This window comes from Aeromonas sp. 600948, assembly GCF_049174875.1.
Classification (GTDB): Bacteria; Pseudomonadota; Gammaproteobacteria; order Enterobacterales; family Aeromonadaceae; genus Aeromonas; species Aeromonas veronii_A.
The window spans coordinates 112,444-131,387 of sequence record NZ_JAAKTY010000004.1 but is presented as its reverse complement, the minus strand read 5'-3'; the positions used below and the strand labels follow the sequence as shown (position 1 = coordinate 131,387).

General features: G+C 60.7%; 19 protein-coding genes. 5 read left to right on the top strand and 14 right to left on the bottom strand.

The window, feature by feature from the left end:
• Nucleotides 1-192: 192 nt before the first annotated feature.
• Together G5182_RS04935 and G5182_RS04930 are read left to right on the top strand one after the other, a co-directional pair.
• Nucleotides 193-1,728 (top strand): sensor domain-containing diguanylate cyclase, encoded by a 1,536-nt coding sequence (locus tag G5182_RS04935; protein ID WP_216978190.1) that lies wholly within the window; start codon nt 193-195, stop codon nt 1,726-1,728.
• Nucleotides 1,729-1,975: 247 nt separating this feature from the next.
• A complete protein-coding gene (locus tag G5182_RS04930; RefSeq protein ID WP_421230615.1) occupies nt 1,976-2,458 on the top strand; it encodes a YMGG-like glycine zipper-containing protein in 483 nt (160 codons plus the stop codon).
• A gap of 80 nt (nt 2,459-2,538) precedes the next feature.
• Here the strand turns inward: G5182_RS04930 and G5182_RS04925 are convergent, their stop codons facing one another.
• From G5182_RS04925 to G5182_RS04905, 5 genes are all read right to left on the bottom strand, one after another.
• Nucleotides 2,539-3,495 carry a D-2-hydroxyacid dehydrogenase gene (locus G5182_RS04925; protein ID WP_421230614.1) on the bottom strand — a complete coding sequence of 319 codons (957 nt, stop codon included), beginning with the start codon at nt 3,493-3,495 and terminating at the stop codon, nt 2,539-2,541.
• A gap of 143 nt (nt 3,496-3,638) precedes the next feature.
• Nucleotides 3,639-4,403, bottom strand: coding sequence for a DUF3530 family protein (locus G5182_RS04920; RefSeq protein WP_227342082.1), 765 nt, complete (start codon nt 4,401-4,403; stop codon nt 3,639-3,641).
• Nucleotides 4,404-4,537: 134 nt separating this feature from the next.
• Entirely contained in the window at nt 4,538-5,104 is a 567-nt protein-coding gene (efp, locus tag G5182_RS04915) for an elongation factor P (protein WP_005335100.1), read from the bottom strand.
• Nucleotides 5,105-5,149: 45 nt separating this feature from the next.
• Complete coding sequence (gene earP / locus G5182_RS04910; RefSeq protein WP_227342083.1) at nt 5,150-6,358, bottom strand: elongation factor P maturation arginine rhamnosyltransferase EarP; 1,209 nt, start codon at nt 6,356-6,358, stop codon at nt 5,150-5,152.
• A gap of 95 nt (nt 6,359-6,453) precedes the next feature.
• Nucleotides 6,454-7,497, bottom strand: a complete 1,044-nt coding sequence (locus G5182_RS04905; RefSeq protein WP_005348017.1) for a GMP reductase — start codon at nt 7,495-7,497, stop codon at nt 6,454-6,456.
• A gap of 381 nt (nt 7,498-7,878) precedes the next feature.
• Between G5182_RS04905 and G5182_RS04900 the strand changes: the two genes are divergently transcribed.
• Nucleotides 7,879-8,373: an ATP-dependent zinc protease gene (locus G5182_RS04900; RefSeq protein ID WP_227342085.1), complete on the top strand. Its 495-nt coding sequence runs from the start codon at nt 7,879-7,881 to the stop codon at nt 8,371-8,373.
• 38 nt (nt 8,374-8,411) lie between these two features.
• On the opposite strand, the gene G5182_RS04895 is transcribed toward G5182_RS04900, so the two are convergent.
• The 7 genes from G5182_RS04895 to G5182_RS04865 form a co-directional block, all read right to left on the bottom strand.
• On the bottom strand, nt 8,412-9,848 hold the full coding sequence (locus G5182_RS04895) for an ATP-binding protein (RefSeq protein ID WP_227342087.1): 1,437 nt from the start codon (nt 9,846-9,848) through the stop codon (nt 8,412-8,414).
• Nucleotides 9,845-10,531: a response regulator gene (locus G5182_RS04890; RefSeq protein WP_227343003.1), complete on the bottom strand. Its 687-nt coding sequence runs from the start codon at nt 10,529-10,531 to the stop codon at nt 9,845-9,847. The genes G5182_RS04895 and G5182_RS04890 overlap by 4 nt, the downstream gene beginning before the upstream one ends.
• A gap of 132 nt (nt 10,532-10,663) precedes the next feature.
• The gene (locus G5182_RS04885) at nt 10,664-11,296 is read right to left on the bottom strand and encodes a tetratricopeptide repeat protein (protein WP_202001787.1); all 633 of its coding nucleotides are present in this window, start codon (nt 11,294-11,296) and stop codon (nt 10,664-10,666) included.
• A gap of 1 nt (nt 11,297) precedes the next feature.
• Complete coding sequence (locus G5182_RS04880) at nt 11,298-12,167, bottom strand: SDR family oxidoreductase (RefSeq protein ID WP_202001790.1); 870 nt, start codon at nt 12,165-12,167, stop codon at nt 11,298-11,300.
• A 34-nt stretch (nt 12,168-12,201) separates the two neighbouring features.
• Nucleotides 12,202-12,855, bottom strand: coding sequence for a TenA family transcriptional regulator (locus G5182_RS04875; protein WP_421230612.1), 654 nt, complete (start codon nt 12,853-12,855; stop codon nt 12,202-12,204).
• A complete protein-coding gene (locus G5182_RS04870; protein ID WP_216953042.1) occupies nt 12,852-14,348 on the bottom strand; it encodes an AMP-dependent synthetase/ligase in 1,497 nt (498 codons plus the stop codon). Before G5182_RS04870 ends, G5182_RS04875 begins: the two co-directional genes overlap by 4 nt.
• Nucleotides 14,345-15,019: a thermostable hemolysin gene (locus G5182_RS04865; protein ID WP_421254232.1), complete on the bottom strand. Its 675-nt coding sequence runs from the start codon at nt 15,017-15,019 to the stop codon at nt 14,345-14,347. Before G5182_RS04865 ends, G5182_RS04870 begins: the two co-directional genes overlap by 4 nt.
• A gap of 144 nt (nt 15,020-15,163) precedes the next feature.
• On the opposite strand from G5182_RS04865, the gene G5182_RS04860 reads away from it, so the two are divergent.
• On the top strand, nt 15,164-15,811 hold the full coding sequence (locus G5182_RS04860) for a class I SAM-dependent methyltransferase (protein WP_421254231.1): 648 nt from the start codon (nt 15,164-15,166) through the stop codon (nt 15,809-15,811).
• A gap of 46 nt (nt 15,812-15,857) precedes the next feature.
• Here the strand turns inward: G5182_RS04860 and G5182_RS04855 are convergent, their stop codons facing one another.
• The gene (locus tag G5182_RS04855; protein WP_421254230.1) at nt 15,858-17,246 is read right to left on the bottom strand and encodes an NAD(P)/FAD-dependent oxidoreductase; all 1,389 of its coding nucleotides are present in this window, start codon (nt 17,244-17,246) and stop codon (nt 15,858-15,860) included.
• Nucleotides 17,247-17,274: 28 nt separating this feature from the next.
• Complete coding sequence (locus G5182_RS04850) at nt 17,275-18,198, bottom strand: ABC transporter six-transmembrane domain-containing protein (RefSeq protein ID WP_421254229.1); 924 nt, start codon at nt 18,196-18,198, stop codon at nt 17,275-17,277.
• Between the two features lie 107 nt (nt 18,199-18,305).
• Between G5182_RS04850 and G5182_RS04845 the strand changes: the two genes are divergently transcribed.
• A complete protein-coding gene (locus G5182_RS04845; RefSeq protein ID WP_421254228.1) occupies nt 18,306-18,899 on the top strand; it encodes a TetR/AcrR family transcriptional regulator in 594 nt (197 codons plus the stop codon).
• Nucleotides 18,900-18,944 lie beyond the last annotated feature (45 nt).

The following is an 18,944-nucleotide window of genomic DNA, read 5'->3' as shown; positions in this document are numbered from 1 at the left end:
CACCCGCAATGCAGAGCGGGGTTAACCCGGAGTAACTAGCGTTTTTCCTGTCAGTTGATATTCGTTTGCGAACCTTGATGTTTTGTTAGTATTGGAAATGTCATTAAAGGGGCGTTGAAGTGATATTAATCAATGATTCACTCTCCTTTCTCTCGCACAATCCCGCTATGTTTTCCCCTGTTCGGATGTCATGTGAGCCGCTCGTATCTCAACAAGCGTTACTATGTGCTGGCCCCCCTCTCCGCACTGCTTGGCTTGTTGATCCTGATCGTGACTATCATCATGGCCATTGCCAGCTATCTGCGGGATATCGACATGACGGTATCCGGCTTCGGTCACATGGCTTCCTCCGTTGAGGCGTCCTTGATCCACGAGATGGTGAAGGTCAATGAGCGGCAACTGGCAGTGCTGGAGGGCTCCCTAGACAAGGAGAAGATAGCCCGCGGCGAGCCGGCCGACTCTCCCATCTGGGCTATTGCCCATCAGATCAAGCCCGGCAACCACTATATCTACTTTTACAACCTGAAAGCGGATCGCATCGACAGTTACCCGGAGTGGCTCGCGCCCCCAGGTTATAAGGCAGCGCTGCGCCCCTGGTATCAGGTGACCGCCATGCCGGGCGACGAGCCCGTCTGGTTTGGCCCCTACCCTGAATACAATACTCAGGAGCTGATTCTCAGCCTGATCAAACGGGTGAGGGATGAGCAGGGGCAGTTGCTGGGTCTGCTGATGGTTGACATGTCATTCGACTCGCTGCAGCAGGCGCTGCAGCGCACGGTCGGTAGTAATCAGGCGGCACTCTATCTGACCTTGCGTGACACTGATCAGCTGGTAGTGGGCAGCAATATGGATCTGCTGGCGGCCAACACCATCAAGCAGCATCAGAATCAGCAGTGGCTCGGCCTGGATGTGCTGTGGCATGGGACGTATATCAAGCGCGAGCTGGCGGATATTGGTTGGGATCTCAACATCTATCTGCCGCCAGTACTGTTTCGTGACAGCCTCTACGATGCGTTGCAGATGGTGGTTTTTCCACTGCTCTCTCTGTTTGCCATCTGGTGTTGCAGCCTGAGTCTGCTGGTGCGGATCTTCCGCCAGGAGCAGGAGCTGGTGTCGGGCTCATTGACCGGCATCGTGCGCGATCTGGAGCGTTCAGCGCCTGTCAGTGAGCCCAAGACCTGGTTCGTGAGGCGTAGCCTGAACGAGATCGATCAGGTCAGGGCCAGTTTTCTCAAGGGGCAGGATGCGCTGTTGCGGGATCCCCTGACCGGTATCATGAACCGACGAGCCTTCGAGCAGCACAAGGCGGCACTGGAGCAGAGGGGGGCGTGCTTCTGGCTGCTGCTGTTTGATGTCGATCACTTCAAGGGGATCAACGACAGCCAGGGCCATGCCTTCGGCGATCAGGTGCTGTGTCGGGTGGCCAACTGTCTTGCTGATGTGCTGGGGGTGAGTACGGTTTACCGGATAGGTGGGGATGAATTTGCCGCTCTGCTGCAACAGCCACAGGATGAGTTGGCGGAGAAACTCGGTTGTCTGCTTGAACTGGTGCGTCAGCAACAGTGGCGTGAACACCATGGGCCGATCACCCTGAGTGCCGGCGGCGCCTGCCATTCTCCTGCCGCCGGCCCTATCTTCGAGCGGGCTGATGCTGCCCTCTACCGCAGCAAGGAGGCTGGCCGGAACTGCTGGCATCTGGCTGAAGGGGTGGCAGGGGCCCTTGACTGACAGCTTTTGTCCCAGCGCGCTGACTATTCGACAGGACGCGGCTGCCAGGTTATCGGTCACTTTGTCGTGACTGTCTGGTTCAATGTTAATTTTCACGTTTTAATTCAATAGGTTGATTCTACTCTTCCTGTGTTGGCTGTGACTGTACTGCCATTGACTGTCGCATCCCTGTTTTCTGCTGGCTGGCGAACCTGATAGCTCTTTGTATAGTGCTGCTGATTATTAATCAGGTTTGACAGGAGTATCCATGGATATGAGTACGCGTGGCATCGGTGCTCTGGCTCTGTTGGGGGCGTCATTGCTGGGCAGCACTGCGGCCCACGGTTCGGAAACTCTCAACACCATTCTTGGTGGCGGGGCGGGCGGGGTGGCGGGCTCCATGATCGGCAAGGAGTTGGGGGGAGATACCGGTGCGCTGGTAGGTGCGGCCATTGGCGGCGCAGCCGGTGGTGCGGCGACGGCCAACAAGGGCAACAAGAATGAAGCGGCCCTTGGCGGCGCGGTGGGGGCGCTGGGTGGTGCCGCCATCGGAAAGAGTGTCGGTGGCGATACCGGTCAGCTGATCGGCGCCGGGGTCGGCGGGGCGAGTGGTTCGGCCATCGGTGCCAAGAGCGGCGATGGCCACAAGAGCCAGGATCGCTATTACGATGATGACGATGATCATCACCATCACAAGCACCACAAGAAGTACAAAAAGCATAAGAAGCACAGATGGCACGACGACGATTGATGTGCGCTGAGTGAGTGCGAAAGATGCAAAACGGGGCCTGTTGGCCCCGTTGTGCATTGTGTGGTGACTCGCTCGTGCGGTTACACCAGCCGGTGCTGGCGGCGACCGGCGGCAAAGGCGTTGATGTTGTCGATCAGCTGGTCGGCCAGTCGCTGCATCGACTCTTCGCTGGCCCAGGCCACATGGGGGGTCAGAATGAAGTGAGGGTATTGCAGCGCCTTCATCAAGGGATGGTCGGTGGGCGGGGGTTCGACGCTCGCTACATCGAAACCGGCGCCACCTAGGCGGCCGTTGGCCAGCGCTTGCAGCAGCGCCTCCTCATCCACCAGCCCACCGCGGCCGACGTTGATCAGCAGGGCGCCCGGTTTCATCAGATCCAGCTCCCGCTCGCCAATCAGGTTGCGGGTGTAGGGGGTGAGCGGGCAGTGCAGGCTGATCACATCCGAACTTTGCAGCAACTCGTCGAGGGGCAAGCGATCCTCGTCGTGACTGGCGCCGACCTGGCTCTGGGCGTAACGCACTGTCATCCCCATCCCTTTGGCCCGCTCGCCGAGCGCCTGTCCGAGCGTCCCTTTGCCGATGATGCCAAGCTGTTTGCCGTGCAGATCCATGATGTTGTGGTCGAAGAAGCAGAACTGGCCGCTCTGTTGCCAGCGCCCCTCCAGCAGCGACTGGCGCCAGCAGAAGAGGTTGCGCGACAGGGCCAGCATCAGCGCCATGGCGTGCTCTGGCACCGAGGGGCCCGAGTAGTTGCGGATATTGCACACCCCAACGTTGGCGGCGCGGCACGCTTCCAGATCCACGTTGTCGCTGCCGGTTGCGGCCAGGGCGATGAGTTTGAGCTCCGGCAGCTGGGCCAGTTCGGCGGCGCCGATCCGTACTTTGTTGATGATGGCGATGCTGGCATCTTTGAGCCGTTCCACCACCTGTTCCGGGGTAGTACTTGGATAGCTCTGCCAGTGGTGGGGGAAGTCGGGGTGATGCAGGGTGATGCCCGCATCCAGGGTATCGCTGTCGAGAAACACAATCTGCTGCATGAGCCTTCCTGCCATTGTTCAGGTTCGAGAGGCCATGATGCCAAAGAGGATGCAGTTAGGGCCAGCCTGCCGCTGTGTCATGGCTGGGCTTTATCCGGCAGATGTGAGCTTGCGCGCTTTATTGCGCCACGCTAGCGGCCGGTTTAGAGCCAGCCCAGATGGTTGAGCCAGCCCTGAATGCGGGTGGGGGTCTCCTCCAGCTCAATCAGGGCGTAGGGGCGATAGTTGAGCTTGTTGCTGCGCCGGCTCTCGCTTTTGCGGGCCTCGGCGGCCAGCAGTGGCCAGCGACCGCCATCCTCCTGATAGAGGTCCAGAGTGGGGATGGCCGCCTGAGCCACCTGTTTGGCCAGGGTCTGGTTGCTCTGCTGGTTAGGGAAAAAACCATCGAGCAGCACCAGCGCGTCGGGGGCGGGCAACTGTTCGCTGGCGATGAGGTTGGCAGTCCAGGCGGCGCCGGTACCTTGCGCCAGGATCAGCTTGAAGCCCCCCTCCTGCAACTTGGCATCCGCCAGCTTGCTGATCCGCTCGGCAAACTGCTTGCGAAACTCATCGCTGTTTTTCGCTTTTTTCTCGGTGGCTGGGTCCAGTTCGGTCTGCTGGGGAGAGGGGAGCAGAAGCAGGGTATCAAAACCCAGTCGGCCGAGGGCGCGAGTCAGTTGCCAGAGCTGGCCGCTGCGCTGCCAGTCGGGCAGTAAAATGGCGAGCCCCAGATAGTTTTCACTGTCGTGTTTGGCGAACAGCACCGTCTGTTTGTCGATCTGGGTGGCATCGGGTAGCCCTTTCCAGTCGCTCGCTTGCCAATGGTCGAGGGGCAGTGGCTCGGCAACGGGGGGGGCGACCTCGCTCGCCTCTGCCCCATGGCCAGCCAGCAAGGTCAATAACAGCAGTGATAAGGATAATCTGGCCATAGTGTGCTCCCCCGATTATCTGGGTTAGCGGCTGCGGCGGGATTTTCTGAAGGCGGGCGGTGTGATGGCAACTTGGAGGCAATAAAAAAGCGAGCCGGTGGCTCGCTTTTTTGCAATCAATTCAAAGCGGTCAATTAGTTGACGCGACGCTTGAATTCGCCGGTGCGGGTATCGATTTCGATCTTGTCACCGATCTCTACGAAAGCGGCAACAGCCAGCTCGTAGGTAGTGCCTTTCAGACGGGCAGGCTTGGTCACTTTACCGGAGGTGTCGCCACGGGCAGCCGGTTCGGTGTACTCAACTTCGCGCACGATGGTGGTCGGCAGTTCTACGGAGATGGCTTTCTCGTTGTAGAAAGTCACTTCACACAGATCTTCCATGCCGTCTACCAGGTAGTTCAGCACGTCACCCAGGTTGTCTTTCTCTACGTCGTACTGGTTGTACTCGGTGTCCATAAAGACATACAGGGGATCGGAGAAGTAGGAGTAGGTGCACTCTTTACGTTCCAGCTGAACTACGTCCAGCTTGTCGTCGGCCTTGAAGACGGTCTCGGTAGCGCTGCCGTTCAGCAGGCCCTTCAGCTTCATTTTGACCACGGCGGAGTTACGGCCGGATTTGTTGAATTCAGCCTTCTGAACCACCATCGGCTCGGTGCCGATCATGACTACGTTACCAGCGCGGATTTCCTGTGCGGTTTTCATGTAAAAAATTCCTGTTCGTGAAACGGACGGATAAAAACTGCCAGATTATATACGGCTTTCTAAAAATTTCACCAACCGTGTGACGAGATCCCCATCCCGGAGCAACTTCTTTGACCAGCTTCGCCCATGTTGCTGCCAAATGGCGCTATATCGGGGCCATTGGGCCCAAAGTTCGCCGCAATCTTCGCCACAGTTGAGGGCCAGATTAAAGCGGTGCAGCCATTGAGCGCACTCGGCGGGCAGATCGGATAAGTAGTGGTCAAGGAACTGCTCCAGCTTGACCAGATGGGCTTCCTCCTCCTGTTGGTAGATATGCCAGAGGAAAGGACGAGCGGCCCACTGGGCCCGAACGAAGGAGTCCTCCCCACGCACCAGATTGAGATCGCAGCTCCAGAGCAGTCGATCGTAACCGGCCTGATCGGTCATCGGCAGCAGCTTGATGGTGAGGTTGCCCGAGTGGAGCAGATCCCCCGCTTTGGCTGCAGGGATGGCATCAGTCAGACCGGCACCGGTGAGCACATCGTTGAGAGAGCGCCCCAGCGGCAGCAGTAGGGTGACGGGCGTGGCGCTATGGCACCAGCTCTCGACCAGGCTTTGCAGTGCATCGCTCTCGTAGGTAAAGAGGCTGACCCGCAGCTCGTGCTCTTGTTTTGGCGGCAAACCAAGGCTGGCCCAGTAGGCGGTAAGTCCCGCATCATCTTGCTGCCACTGTTCCCGTTCGGTGATGAGGTCGCGTTCGCACAAAAGGCCGCCGGTTTTAGCGGTAAAGCCCGGGAAGAAGAAGTATTTGTTGAGGCTTTTATTGCCAACCCGCTGGGGCGAGGCGAGGCCGTGGCAATCCTCGACCCAGCTCTCCGCCGAGAGGTACTCCAGATTGATCCAGCAGGGGGGCTTGGGTTGGCTCGCCATCAGTTCGGCCATTCGTTCAATGAAGGGGGCGGGCAACTCGCAGGCAAAGGCCTCGATCACCACCTTGGCCGGTGCCATGTCGCTCGGCAGGGTCTCATGCCAGTGCTGGATATAGATGCCTTCGACCCACTGGCCATCCTGCGCCGGGTCGAGCCCGGGGCAGATGCGGGCGAAACTTGCCAGATCGTCCACCCAGAGTCGCACCTGAACCTCATCGCCATGTGCCGCAATATTCCCCTCCCGTTTTAGCTGGCGGGCGAGTCGCCAGGTGACACCGATGTCGCCGAAGTTATCGACGACGCAACAGAAGATATCCCAGTCAAACGGGGGCAGGTGAGTGGTCATGGCTCGGGATCCCAGATGCAAAAAAACCGGTGCGCAGGGTAGCACACCGGTTGACTGGCTTCTAACCGTCAGCGCGTGACGGTCGCTGCGGCAGCTTACTCCTTGCCGTAGACGTTGTTCTCTTGCTCGCGAACCCGGATGAAGGTGGTGCGCTTGGTCAACTCTTTCAGTTGGCTGGCTCCGACGTAGGTACAGGTGGAGCGCACGCCGCCCAGAATGTCGCGCACGGCGTTCTCGACCGGGCCGCGGTAGGGCAGCAGCACGGTTTTACCCTCGGAGGCTCGGTACTCGGCGACGCCACCGGCGTGCTTGTCCATGGCGCTGGAGGAGCTCATGCCGTAGAACTTCATGAAGGGTTCGCCGTCTACATCGACGATCTCGCCACCGCACTCTTCGTGGGCTGCCAGCATGCCACCCAGCATCACGAAGTCGGCGCCGCCGCCGAAGGCTTTGGCGACGTCGCCCGGGCAGGTGCAGCCGCCGTCACCGACGATCTGGCCGCCGAGGCCGTGGGCCGCGTCGGCACACTCGATGATGGCGGAGAGCTGCGGGTAGCCGACGCCTGTCTTGACGCGAGTGGTACAGACCGAGCCCGGGCCGATACCGACCTTGACGATGTCGGCGCCGGAGAGGATCAGCTCTTCGACCATCTCGCCGGTCACTACGTTGCCCGCCAGAATGACGTGGTTGGGGCAGGCTTCACGAATCTTGCGTACGAACTCGACGAAGTGTTCGGAGTAGCCGTTGGCCACATCGACACAGATGAAGCGCAGCGCTTCGGACATGGCGAGGATCTGGCGGGTCTTGGCGAAATCTTCAGCCGAGGTGCCGGTGGAGACCATCACATGGCCCAGCAGCGCCGGGTCGGTCTCGTTGACGAAAGCTTGCCACTGCTCAAGGCTGTAGTGCTTGTGTACCGCGGTCATCATCTCGAAACCGGCCAGCGTGCGCGCCATGGCGAAGCTGCCGACGGTATCCATGTTGGCGGCGATGACGGGTACGCCTTGCCATTGGGTCTGAGTATGTTTGAAGGTGAACTGACGGGTCAGGCTTACTTGGGAACGGCTCTTGAGAGTAGAGCGCTTGGGGCGGAACAGGACATCCTTGAAACCGAGCTTCAAGTCTTCTTCGATACGCATTACAAATTCCTTATTGAGCCTTGTTGAAAGTCACTTTTGCAGTGGCAAATTTTCGGCAGGCGCAAAAAAACCGGTGGTTTTCAGGCCCTCCGGTTTACAACAGTGTAGGCAAAAATCCCTTCAGAACAAGACTGATAATTTGTAAATCCTTGTGGTAGCCTTTGGCGTCACAACCTGAGGTTAACCACCAGTTTCATCCAGCACCGTTCGGTGCCTTGCTCTCCTACGATATTCCCGCCCGCTTGGGCCGCCGTTCGGCCACTCTTTGTCCTCTCTCTCCTGACCCGCCAGATATTATCCAAGTAGCTGAAATAAATCGGATTGACCCACAATGGGACTGTGGTAGATCTGGGCGCAGGATTGACAAGGCAGGGCAGTAAAATGGGCAAGATGATGGTGGGGATCACCCTGATGCTGGCACTGTGTGGCAGTGCGCTGGCTGAGACCCCGGCCAGCTATGGCTGGATCGAGAAGGGGCTTATTTTGCCTACCGGCGTGGCGGTGAAGATGAAACTCGACACCGGGGCGCTCACCTCTTCCCTCGATGCACGCTCCCTCGTCCACTTCAAACGGGATGGCAAACCCTGGGTGCGCTTTATGCTGGATGTGACCGATGCCGACAGCGGCAAGCTGGTCAAACAGCAGTTCGAGCGGCGGGTCGAGCGCAGCGTGACGGTGCGCGGAGCGGGCGGCATGGAGCAGCGGCCAACGGTGACCATGTCCATCTGTCTGGGGGACAAGGTGTATGAGGAGTGGTTTACCCTGCGGGATCGCAGCAAGATGATCTATCCGGTGCTGCTGGGCCGACGTCTGCTGGCGGAGCTGGGCCCGGTGGATGCCAGTCGAACCTTTACCGTGCAGCCAGATTGTCATTGAAAGTAAAGAGCCCGCATCGCGGGCTCTTTACTTATCGCTTATCTTGCCGGCGGGAGCGGGAGTAACACGCTCACCTCCAGCCCCCCTTCCGGCCGGTTGTGGACATCGAGGTCGGCGCCGTGCAGCTGGGCGATGCGCGAAACAATGGCCATGCCGAGACCCACTCCATCCCCCTGCTGGGGATTGACCCGAAAGAAGCGTTCATACAGCCGGGGCAAGGCGCTGGCGGGAATGCCGGGGCCGTTGTCGCTCACATCCACCCTCACCCGGTTGCCCTCTCGCTGAACCCGCACCCTGATCTCGCCCTCCGGCTGGGTGTAGCGCAGCGCATTGTCGATGAGATTGCTGAACAGCAGCTCGAGCAGGGTGGCCTGCCCCATCACCAGCAGCGGCAATTCACACTCCAGCGACAGCTGCTGATCCTTCTTGAGCGCGATAGGAGCAAGCGTTGCCAGGGTGCCTTGCAGCAGGTGGCCTATCTCCAGCTCAGTCAGTACCAGTCCCTGCTGGTTGTCGATACGGGCCTGGGTCAGCAGTTGGCGGATCAGCCGATCGCTGCGGTCGAGGGCCTGCAACATCTTGTGCAGGGATTGCTGGCGACTGGCGTCATCAATGGCAGCCAGGGCATTTTCACTGTGGATCCGCAGCACCGCCAGCGGGGTGCGCAGCTCGTGGGCCGCCTCGTTGGTGAACTGTTTCTCCCGCTCTATGGTCTCCGCCAGTGCCTGCATCAGGCGGTTGATCTCGTTGGTGAGAGGCGTCAGCTCCTGAGCGCTTATCTTGAGGCTGAGGGGGCTCAGGTTGGCGGGGTGACGCTCGCTGATGGCCTGGGCCAGCTGGCGCAGGGGGGCCAGCCCGCGAGTGATGAGCCACCAGAGCAGGGCCAGCAGAAACGGGAGGGTGATCAGCAGCGGCAGCATGGTGAGGGTGGCCATCTTGCTGGCCAGTTCGCTGCGCTCGTCGTCCCGCTCGGCCACCACCAGCCAGGTCTGCTCCTGTTGGTTGTAGAGAGTGAAGGTGCGCCACTGGTGATTATCTTTTTCGACCGTGTCGAAGCCGATAGCCAAGGTGACCAGCGGCTGCTCCGGGGCGCTGGGGGCGCGCAGCAGCAGGCCGCCCTTTTCATCGAGCAGCTGGAAGTAGAGATTGCGTTCGAACTCGTGGCCGTAGGGGGTGATCTCCCGATCTTCGCCGGTCAGGTTGAGGCTGGGATCTTTTTGCCACTCATCGGGGTTCTGCGCCTCCCACTCCTGATAGACGGTGCCATTGGCGGGCAACTGCCCCTGCTGGGCCATATAGCGGGCCAGCAGCTGGTTGGTGATGCGCGCCGACTGGGCGAGGCGGGCATCAAACAGCTCCTCCATTTCGTGGCTCGCCTCCATGTAGCCGATAAAGGCGCTGATGGTAAGACTCAGGCTCACCAGCGTGAGAATGCCGGTGAGCAGAAAGCGGCGGATGGAGCGCGGTCTTTTCATCGGGGAGCACTCCGGCTGGCCTGATCAAGCTGGGGAATGATGTAACCGACACCACGAATATTGCGGATCAGGTCGCTGTAGAACTTCTTGCGCAGGTGGTGGATATGCACCTCTACCGCGTTGCTCTCGGCCCCTTCATCCCAGCCGTAGAGGCTCTGTTGCAGCTGATCCTTGCTCAGCACCCGGCCGCTCTGGCTGATCAGCTCCTGCAGCAGCTTGTATTCGTGGGGGGTGAGTTTGACCGCCTCCCCCTGATAGGTGACCTGCTGGGATTCTGGATAGATGAGGATGTCGCCATACTCCAGTACCGCCTGAGCCTGCCCCTTGCTGCGACGAACCAGGGCGCGCAGGCGGGCGTTGAGCTCCTGCAGGGCGAAGGGCTTGACCATGTAGTCGTCGGAGCCGGCATCGAGGCCGACCACCCGATCGTCCAGCGCATCGCGGGCGGTGAGGATCAGCACAGGCAGCTGGTGTCCTTCACGTCGCAACTTGCGCAGCAGGCTGAGGCCATCGATGTCGGGCAGGTTGAGATCGAGGATCAGGGCGGCGAACTCGTCGCTCTTGAGGGCTGCCAGAGCGGGCAACCCCTGTTGCAGCCAGTCCACCGTGTAGCCGCTATGGCGCAGTGCATCCTGCATACCATCCCCCAGCATCACATCATCTTCCACCAGCAGGATCCGCATTCTTTTCTCCCTTGGTTTGTTGGGTGTGGCGATCTGGCTCAGCGCCAGGGCGTGCCGTGGCATAAACAACCCTGCCCACCAGTATGCAAGCTGGTGGGCAGAGTTTAAATAGTTCTTTGATCCATCAGGGTTTTATAGCTTGGCCAGCCGATCGCGGATCTCCATTCTGCGCCCTTCGTCGGCCACTTCGCGGCCCGGGCGGGCCGGGGCGGCCAGCGCCTTGTCGAGATAGGTTTTGGCCTCGGCTTTGCGACCCTGATCCAGCAGGAAGTCGCCATAGAAGAAGTTGGGGTCGATGCCATCAGGATTGATGGCCAGCGCCTGCTTGAGCAGTTGTTCTGCCTTTTCGTCATCGCCAAAGCCGACCGGCCAGCCGGGCACCTGATAGTAGAGGGAGCCCAGGCTGGTATAGGCGGAGCCGTCCAGCGCCTTGGGATCCTGCTTGAGCGCCAGCTCCAGCTTGGCCTTGGCCTCTTTCACCAGACTCAGTGCCCCCAGCCCCCCTTTGGCCCCCGCCCAGGTGCTCTTGACGATGGCAGACCAGATGAGCAGGTCGGTGCGAAAGGGCTCCTTGGCGCTGGCCGCTTCGGCCTGGGTGCTCAGGGTTTCGAGGCAGCTCTCTTTCGCCTTGCCGGTCTGTTGATACTGGCAGACGGCCCACTGTTGCTGGATGGGGACGAGGGCATCACCCGCGGCCATGACTGAGGTGGATCCCAGCAGGATGGCGATGGCACAAGAGGTCACTGATTGACGGAAAAAGTTCATATTAATGCTCCTTCTTGGTCGGGATCGGGCGGGACAAGTCTGGTTGTGGCGCAATGTTTGCGCTGGTATCAGCCGTCCCTGGCTGAAGATGACGGGCATAACGTTTGATGATTGGCAGCTGTCTGGCCAGCGCCTTGTCGACGATGCCAGGCAGCAGGGCATTGAGCCGCACGAACAGTTTTTCCGGCCAGCCGAGCCAGCTGCGGCGGGTCTCGTTGCACAGGGCGATGATGGCCTCTTCGGCTACCTCTTGCGGGCTGTCAGTCTGGGTGCCGAGCGCTGCATTCATCTCGTAGGCGGCCTCGGAATTGAGCTTGGTGCGGGTGGCGCGCGGAGCAAAGTGCAGCACCTTGACGCCGCTCCCCTCCAGCTCCCGTCCCAGCGCCTCGCTAAAGCCGCGCAGGGCAAATTTGCTGGCGCAGTAGACGCTGTAACCGGGGTAGCCAATGCTGCCCAGGCTCGACCCCATGTTCATGATGATCCCCGGCTTGCGCAATCTGGGCAGCAGGGCGCGGGTGAGCTGGATTGGCGCCTCGATATTGAGCAGCAGCTGGCGCTCCACCTGCTCGAAGCTCTGATCTTCCAGCCAGGCAAACTGGTTGCAGCCAGCGTTGTTGATCAGGATGTCGAGTCCATTCTCCAGCGCCGGGTGTTGCAGCAGCTTGGCTCGCTCCTGTGCAGAGCCGAGGTCGGCGAGCACCACCTGATGGCGCTCGGGATGCGGCAGTGACTTGCACAGCCGTTCCAGCACAGGAGCACGGCGACCATGCAGCAGCAGGTGGGCCCCCTGGGCCGCCAACTCCTGCGCGAGCTCTTCACCTATGCCACCGCTGGCGCCGGTGAGCAGCACGAGTTTCCCTTCAAGGTTCATGGTGTGGGTTCCCTTTTTGCTGTCTGCTGCCAACTTATACAGTGGCGGTGAGGTTGTAGAGCATCTCGCCATAGAGACGATAAACCACCTTGGCCCCGTGAATGATGGCGGCTTGATCCGCCGGGCTCTCGACCCGATCCATCAGGGATTCAAAGAACTTGAGGTGCTCCTGATCCAGGGCGCCGTGGGAGCTCAGGTAGCTCATCGCCTGGGGTGGCAGGCCGAGGCCCTTTTTCAGCTGGTCGGCGACGGTGAGGGCGATGGCCACGCTGGTGCCTTCCAGCACCTGTACCATGCCGAAGAAGCCCATGGGGTTGCCGCGCTGGATCTGGTCGTAGAGGAAGGCGACCATCAGCTCGATGGACAGCCCGGGCTGGCCGTGGCGCACCGCCTCGGCATCACCGCCACAGGCGCGGATATCGCTTAAGATCCACTCCTGATGGCCATACTCCTCGTCGATGTATTCGGCAATGGCGCCGCGCACCCACTCGTACTCCTGACCCAGCTTGCCGCCGGTGGCCATCAGGAGCGGAACTGTGTGGCGCACGTGGTAGTAGGCCTGCGCCAGAAAGGCGAGATAGGTGTCACGGCTGATATCGCCACGGCGACAGGCTTCGATAATGGGGGCGTTGAACAGATGCTCACGCTCACTGGCAGTGGCTTGTTGCAGAGTCTGGTAGAAGCTCATGACGATTCTCCTGTAAGGCATTGGCTGATTTGCCGGGAAAAGTGTTGGTAAATCTCGTTGCGACGGGGGCGCCCGTTGGCGGTCAGCAGCCCGGGATGTTGATCCAGCGCCACCGGCAACCAGTGGTGCAGCCGGGCATAATCGGGCAGCCGCTGGTTCAGACCGGCGATCTGGTGGGGCAGATCCGCCTCTTTGCCCGGCAGGGGCTGGATCAGCGCCACGTTGGCAGGCTGGCCATCGCCAAACACCACGATGCGGGCGATGGCGGGGCAGAGCTGGGCCTCGGCTTCCACCCACTCGGGGGAGAAGTTGCGGCCAAAGGCGGTGATCTGGACATTCTTCTTGCGCCCGGTGATATGGAGGTAGCCCTCATCATCGAGATGACCCAGATCGCCTGTGGCGATCTGCATGGCAGAAGGTTCGCCAGTGGCGATCTGTTCGGGAGTCGGTTCGTTGCTGCCGAGATAGCCCAGCATGGCACTGCCGCTCACCATAATTTCGCCGTCGCTGGCGATGGTGACCTGACAGTGGGGCAGGGGGCGGCCGACGCTGCCGGGCTTGTCAGCATCCGGGCTGTTGAGCGCCACCACGGAGCCACACTCCGAGAGGCCATATCCCTCATACACCGGCAGGCCGAGCTGGCGGGCATGTTTGATCAGGTCGGGGGCCACCTTGCCGCCACCGACGGCAATAAAGCGCAGGCTCTTGAGCTGTTGGGCCAGCGTTGGGGTGCTGATGCAGAGCGCCAGTAGCAGGCGCAGCAGTTCGGGCACCAGCACCAGACTGTGGGTCGACCAGCGCAGCAGCGCTTCCCCCAGCATGGCCGCATTGAGCGAACTGGAGCCGGTGAAACCGAGCTCCCCGAGGGACGGAATGCGGCTGCAGGCGCCGGTCAGCAGCGGCACATAGAGGCCGGTGATGTTCTCAAGCAGGGTCGCCAGCGGCAGCAGGGTCAGGTGTTTTTCCACCTTGGCTGGCGCAACCCGCTCGGCCAGCGCATGGCTTACCGCCATCATCTGGGTCAGTAACAGGCAGACGCCCTTGGGCTGGCCCGTGGTGCCGGAGGTGTAGGTGATCTTGGCAGTGCCCTTGGGAAGCGCCGGTCGATTGGCCGGGATATAGCGCCAGAGCGGCAGCTCGCCGGTGATCAGCGAGAGCGGCTCGGCGGCATGCCACCCCTGATGATATGGCCCCACCAGCGCATCGGCGCCGCTGCTCTCCAGCAACCAGGCCTGCTGGGCCTGACTGAAGAAGTGGGGCACCGGAATGACCACGATACCGGCACGGGTGCAAGCGAGATCCAGCAGCGCCCAGGGCAGGCCGTTGTCCAGTTGCAGCGCCAGACGGCTGATGTCGAGCTGTTGCAGCTGGCTGGCCAGACGCTGGATCTGTTGCCACAGGGTCTGGTAATCGAGACGCTGCTGGCTGCTCAGCAGCGCAGGGGATTGCGGATCCTCGTGGGCATGTTTGGCGATGGCGTCGAACAGGCTCATTGGGCGCACCTTTTTTGATGGGGCTGGTTATCACTGCTCTTGCCGGCATCGTCAAACAGGGTTGGCATGGGGGCCAGCAGATTGAGCAGCAGGCTGCTCTGGGACAGCACCTCGCGCCCCTGATTGATGTCGCCCACCATCACCTTGGGTTGGCAACGGTAGTACTCACCCCAGGCGTCGGCGTCGGCCCCCACCTGATGAGCCTGGGCGGGGGCCAGCTCCACCGGATTGAGTTGCAAACGGGCAAAGCTGTTGCGCAGCTTGGCGGTGCCGGTAAAGACCACGTAGTCGAGGGCGTTTTCACACAGCAGGCGACACAGGGCCGCGAACATCAGGCGGGCATTGCCCGGTTCGCTGCAGGCCAGATTGCCCACTTCGATAATGCGGTGGCGTGCCGGATAGACCCCGAGGCGGGTATTGATGGCGGCCTCGATGGGTTGCTCCAGATACTGTTCCAGATAGAGAGGCCCCTCACTGGCATGATTGAGACCACAGGCACCGACCAGCGTCCCGTCCGCCCTGTAGAGCCCCAGCAGGCAGGGGAGAAAATGGGGGATGCGGGCGTTGAACTCGAGGGTATAGGCTGCCTGGATATAGGTTTGCAGTGCCATGACCTGCTGCGGGGACTTGGCTAGCAGCAATCGGTAGGGGGCCTGGATCTCGATGGTCATGGGTGACTCCTTCTCTTGCGATGGTTTGAGAGTAAAAGGGCAAACTTAAGAAACCCTTAAGGAGCAAAAAAAGTTGTCAGCGAGGCAGCGGGCAGGCAATCTGCGCCGCTGTTATCCAACAGGAAGCCCCCAAGAGGAACCATCATGTCATCCACCGTCAGCTGCCCCCTGTGTGCCAGCCATCGCAGTTATCCCCTGCCGGTGGCGGGCAAACGCTATCATCGCTGCCTTGCGTGCGAGCTGGTCTGGCTGGATGAGGCGGATCATCTGGATGAGGCGGCGGAGAAGGCGGTCTATGACGGTCACGACAACCGGGTGGATGATCCCCGTTATCGCAGCTTTCTGATGCGGGCATTTGGCGAGGTGTTGAGCCGGGTGCCAACCCCTGCCAGTGGCCTCGATTTTGGCTGCGGTCCTGGCCCAGCGCTGGTGGCGATGGGGCGTGAGGCGGGTTATCAGATGGCGGGGTATGACAAGTTCTACGCCGATTTTCCCGAGTTGCTGACGCGTCAGTATGACTTCATCACCAGTACCGAGGTGATCGAGCATATCGCCGAGCCGCGCACGGTGCTGGCGCAGTTGTGGGATTGCCTCAAGCCCGGTGGCCTGCTGGTGCTGCAGACCCAGCGGGTGCTCAGTGACGAGCGGTTTAAAAACTGGCGCTATCGCCACGACCCGACCCACATCGTCTTCTTTGCCGAAGCATCGTTTCAGGTGCTGGCCGCCAACTGGCAGGCTGAACTCAGCTTCCCCCACGCCGATGTGGCGGTGTTGCAGAAAGGCACGCCCTGAGGCGTGCCTTCGTCTGTTACTCGGCTGTTTCTTGCTCGGCTCTCGGTTACTCCTTGTAGCCCTTGTCCTGCCACTGGTAGTACATCAGGGCAGATTTGACGCCGATTGACTTGAACGGCTCTGGCGGCAGCCACATTGGCAGCGTCTGCTCTGCGTGGTTGAACCAGGGATGCTCCTTGCCTTGATAGAGGCTGGCCACGATGTCGCCAAACAGGAAGGAGAGGTTGACGCCGTGGCCGTTGTAGCCGAGGGCGTAGTAGATGTTCTTGTGATCCCCCATTACCCCCACCGCTTCAGTGCTGTCGCCGGTCATGCCGAGCACCCCGTCCCACACCTGTTCAAATTTGATCCCCTTGAGGGCCGGATAGAGGGTCACCAGCTCGGTCATCATCATTTCGCTGACCCGGTTAAGATCGCCCTTGTAGTTGAGGCCGTCGTTGAAGACGTACTCGGCATTGCCGCCACCGATGACGATGCGGTTATCCGGGGTCAATACCAGATGGAACAGGATGTTGCGGGTGTCGTAGTAGGGCACCCGACTCTGCCACTGGATGGCGGCCAGCTGCTTTTTGGTGAGCGGCTCGGTGACGGCGCTCTGGGCGTGCACCGGAAAGACCCGGCCGCTGAAGTAGCCAAGTTTTGAGGTATAGCCGTTGGTCGCCAGCACTATGCTGTCGGCGGTCACCTTGTACTTGTCGGCTACATTCAGCTCGATCTGCTTGCCCTCCTTGATACCCAGCACCGGGCTCTGCTCGTAGATGGTAACGCCCGACTGCTCCACCGCTTTGCGCAGGGCATTGACCAGTTTCATGGCGTGTACCTGACCGCCATTGGGGTCGTAGACCGCCCCCACGTAGCGGTCGGTGCCCAGTTTCTCTTCGGTGGTATCGGCGTTCCAGTACTGGAGCGGGATGCCGAGGCGATTGGCGGTTTTCACATAGTCGCGGTACTCGGCGATATCCTCCTCATCGAGGATCGCCTCCACATAGCCATTGAGCTTGAGGTCGGCCTCGACGCCGGTTGAGGCCACCAGCGCCTGCAGCTTGCGCATGCTGGCGACGGTGAGATCGTAGTGGCGCTTGCTCGCCTCCCCCTCTTCGTAGAGATCCATCACCTCGGAGCCCGGCAGCACCATGCCGCCATTGCGGCCCGAGGCGCCGCTGCCCACCTGCTTGGCCTCGTAGATGGCGATCTTGAGCGACGGGTTAGCCTTGGCCAGATGCCAGGCACTGGAGAGGCCGCTGTAGCCGCCACCTATGATGGCGATATCCACCTTCATGTCTTGCGCCAGCGGGGCACTCTCCTCTGCCGGTTTCTCCTTGAACCAGTAGCTGGTGTTGGGCTCAAAGTCGCTCATCTTGGGGCCGCAGGCGGCGAGGAAAAAACAGCTGATGCACATGGTCAACGCTCGTTGGCAAAGGGGGGGCGGATTCATCTTCTACTCCGGTTACAGATACAAAATGTCAAATCAGTTCATCGGGTTGGGCGGTATTGACCCGGCGACCTATGTCTCTCAGCCGGGCCAGCTGATCGGCAAGACCGGGCCCCTCATCCAGGCTGGTGACAAAGTTCCAGAGGTAGGTCATCACAGCATAGACATGGCCTGCCGAGACCTGGGGCTGGGCCATCAGCATGGTGATGGCCAGCAGGAACAGCAGGGAAGCGCTGATGCCGACCGCCAGAAAAGCGAGTGCCTCCCGATCCGAAATCCTGATGCGCAGCCAGGCCAGCGCGCGGTAGTGACGGGCGAGGTTGGCTGACTGGGCATGGGTGACCAGCTTGACCTCGTGTTCCAGTCGATCGTTGAGGCGCTCATGCAGCAGCTGGTTCTTGCGCGAAAAGCCGGGCAGCAGCAGGCCGAACAGCAGCAATACCCCCATGCAGGCGATGCCGACCCAGAACTCGATCACCATCAGCATCACGGCCGCCCCGACAATGGAGATCAGGCTGGTGGCCAGGATCGGGATATGTTTCTCGAAGAAGTCGACAAACTCCCGCGCCAGGGTGACCCGCGCCACTATGGTGGATTGCCCCTCCTGCTGCTGGCGTTGTGTCAGGATCACCGGCACCGCCAGCGCTGCGTAGATATGGGTGAAGGTGCGGGTATCGACCGCCCGGCGCAGGGCGCCGATGAGCCAGAACAGCAGCACGATGAGGGCGTAGCTCGAGGCCTGCAGCCACTGGCCCTTGACGATGGCGTCGATGGCAAAGCCGGCGAACAGGGGATAGACCACCAGCAGGATGTTTTCGAGGGCCACCAGCGAGAAGGTGCCCGCCAGCTTGAGGGGATTGGCCCGCGCAATCGCCCCCAGCGAACGACCGGCCGAGTGTGGCAACGGCGTGGCCTGCTCGTCGCAACTGGCTGCCGAAGTGGTTGGTGTTGTCATGGGTTATCTCCTAAGATGTCGGAAACGCCAAGTTTGAGCGAGTGCTCAAAGTTTGTTTGAGCGACTGCTCAAAGTCAAGCAGATCGATGGATATCGCAGGAGGTCAGATGGCACGCCCATCAGCAGAACAGCGCAAAGAGATGATCATCGAGGCCGTACTGGCCCTGTTTCGAGAGAAGGGGATGGCGGCATCGTCAACCCGTGATATTGCCGAGCGCACCGGTCTGGCGCGCAGCCACGTCTACCACTACTTCAAGGATTGGAAGGAGCTCTGCCTCTGCGCCGTGGAGCGTTTCACCAGTCAGGAGATAGCCGAGCAGCGGGAGTGGCTGTTGCCGCTGCCAGCCCGCGAAGCGTTGCCGCTCTTTGTGCGGGACAACCTGCCGACCAGTCAGGATGCCTCCTGGGCCATCTATCTGGATGCCTGGAACGAGTCACTGCGCGACCCGGTATTTGCCGAGAGCTACCGCAAAATCATTCTGGCGTGGCGCGAGGTGCTGGAGCAGATCCTGCAAAAGGGGATCGACAGCGGCGAGTTTGTGGCGGGCGATGCCCAGCGACTGGCGCGTCAGATCACCTCCCTCATCAACGGCTATGCCGATGACCTTATTCTGGAGCCGACACCCGAGACGGTAGAGGCCACTTATCAAGAGATCATGCTGGTGGTCAATCAGCTGGTCTTGCCCCCGGCCCACTCATAGCGGCGCAGGCACACAAGGGCGGGGAGGCATGCCAGCGTGGTGCCT

What these genes read in the sequence shown, in the direction of transcription:
- earP (WP_227342083.1), bottom strand. Translation starts at nt 6,358, where the DNA reads ATGACCACTCACCTGCCCCCGTTTGACTGGGATATCTTCTGTTGCGTC.
- G5182_RS04900 (WP_227342085.1), top strand. Translation starts at nt 7,879, where the DNA reads ATGGGCAAGATGATGGTGGGGATCACCCTGATGCTGGCACTGTGTGGC.
- G5182_RS04925 (WP_421230614.1), bottom strand. Translation starts at nt 3,495, where the DNA reads ATGCAGCAGATTGTGTTTCTCGACAGCGATACCCTGGATGCGGGCATC.
- G5182_RS04850 (WP_421254229.1), bottom strand. Translation starts at nt 18,198, where the DNA reads ATGACAACACCAACCACTTCGGCAGCCAGTTGCGACGAGCAGGCCACG.
- G5182_RS04870 (WP_216953042.1), bottom strand. Translation starts at nt 14,348, where the DNA reads ATGAGCCTGTTCGACGCCATCGCCAAACATGCCCACGAGGATCCGCAA.
- G5182_RS04880 (WP_202001790.1), bottom strand. Translation starts at nt 12,167, where the DNA reads ATGAACCTTGAAGGGAAACTCGTGCTGCTCACCGGCGCCAGCGGTGGC.
- G5182_RS04930 (WP_421230615.1), top strand. Translation starts at nt 1,976, where the DNA reads ATGGATATGAGTACGCGTGGCATCGGTGCTCTGGCTCTGTTGGGGGCG.
- G5182_RS04905 (WP_005348017.1), bottom strand. Translation starts at nt 7,497, where the DNA reads ATGCGTATCGAAGAAGACTTGAAGCTCGGTTTCAAGGATGTCCTGTTC.
- G5182_RS04875 (WP_421230612.1), bottom strand. Translation starts at nt 12,855, where the DNA reads ATGAGCTTCTACCAGACTCTGCAACAAGCCACTGCCAGTGAGCGTGAG.
- G5182_RS04845 (WP_421254228.1), top strand. Translation starts at nt 18,306, where the DNA reads ATGGCACGCCCATCAGCAGAACAGCGCAAAGAGATGATCATCGAGGCC.
- G5182_RS04855 (WP_421254230.1), bottom strand. Translation starts at nt 17,246, where the DNA reads ATGAATCCGCCCCCCCTTTGCCAACGAGCGTTGACCATGTGCATCAGC.
- efp (WP_005335100.1), bottom strand. Translation starts at nt 5,104, where the DNA reads ATGAAAACCGCACAGGAAATCCGCGCTGGTAACGTAGTCATGATCGGC.
- G5182_RS04865 (WP_421254232.1), bottom strand. Translation starts at nt 15,019, where the DNA reads ATGACCATCGAGATCCAGGCCCCCTACCGATTGCTGCTAGCCAAGTCC.
- G5182_RS04860 (WP_421254231.1), top strand. Translation starts at nt 15,164, where the DNA reads ATGTCATCCACCGTCAGCTGCCCCCTGTGTGCCAGCCATCGCAGTTAT.
- G5182_RS04895 (WP_227342087.1), bottom strand. Translation starts at nt 9,848, where the DNA reads ATGAAAAGACCGCGCTCCATCCGCCGCTTTCTGCTCACCGGCATTCTC.
- G5182_RS04890 (WP_227343003.1), bottom strand. Translation starts at nt 10,531, where the DNA reads ATGCGGATCCTGCTGGTGGAAGATGATGTGATGCTGGGGGATGGTATG.
- G5182_RS04920 (WP_227342082.1), bottom strand. Translation starts at nt 4,403, where the DNA reads ATGGCCAGATTATCCTTATCACTGCTGTTATTGACCTTGCTGGCTGGC.
- G5182_RS04885 (WP_202001787.1), bottom strand. Translation starts at nt 11,296, where the DNA reads ATGAACTTTTTCCGTCAATCAGTGACCTCTTGTGCCATCGCCATCCTG.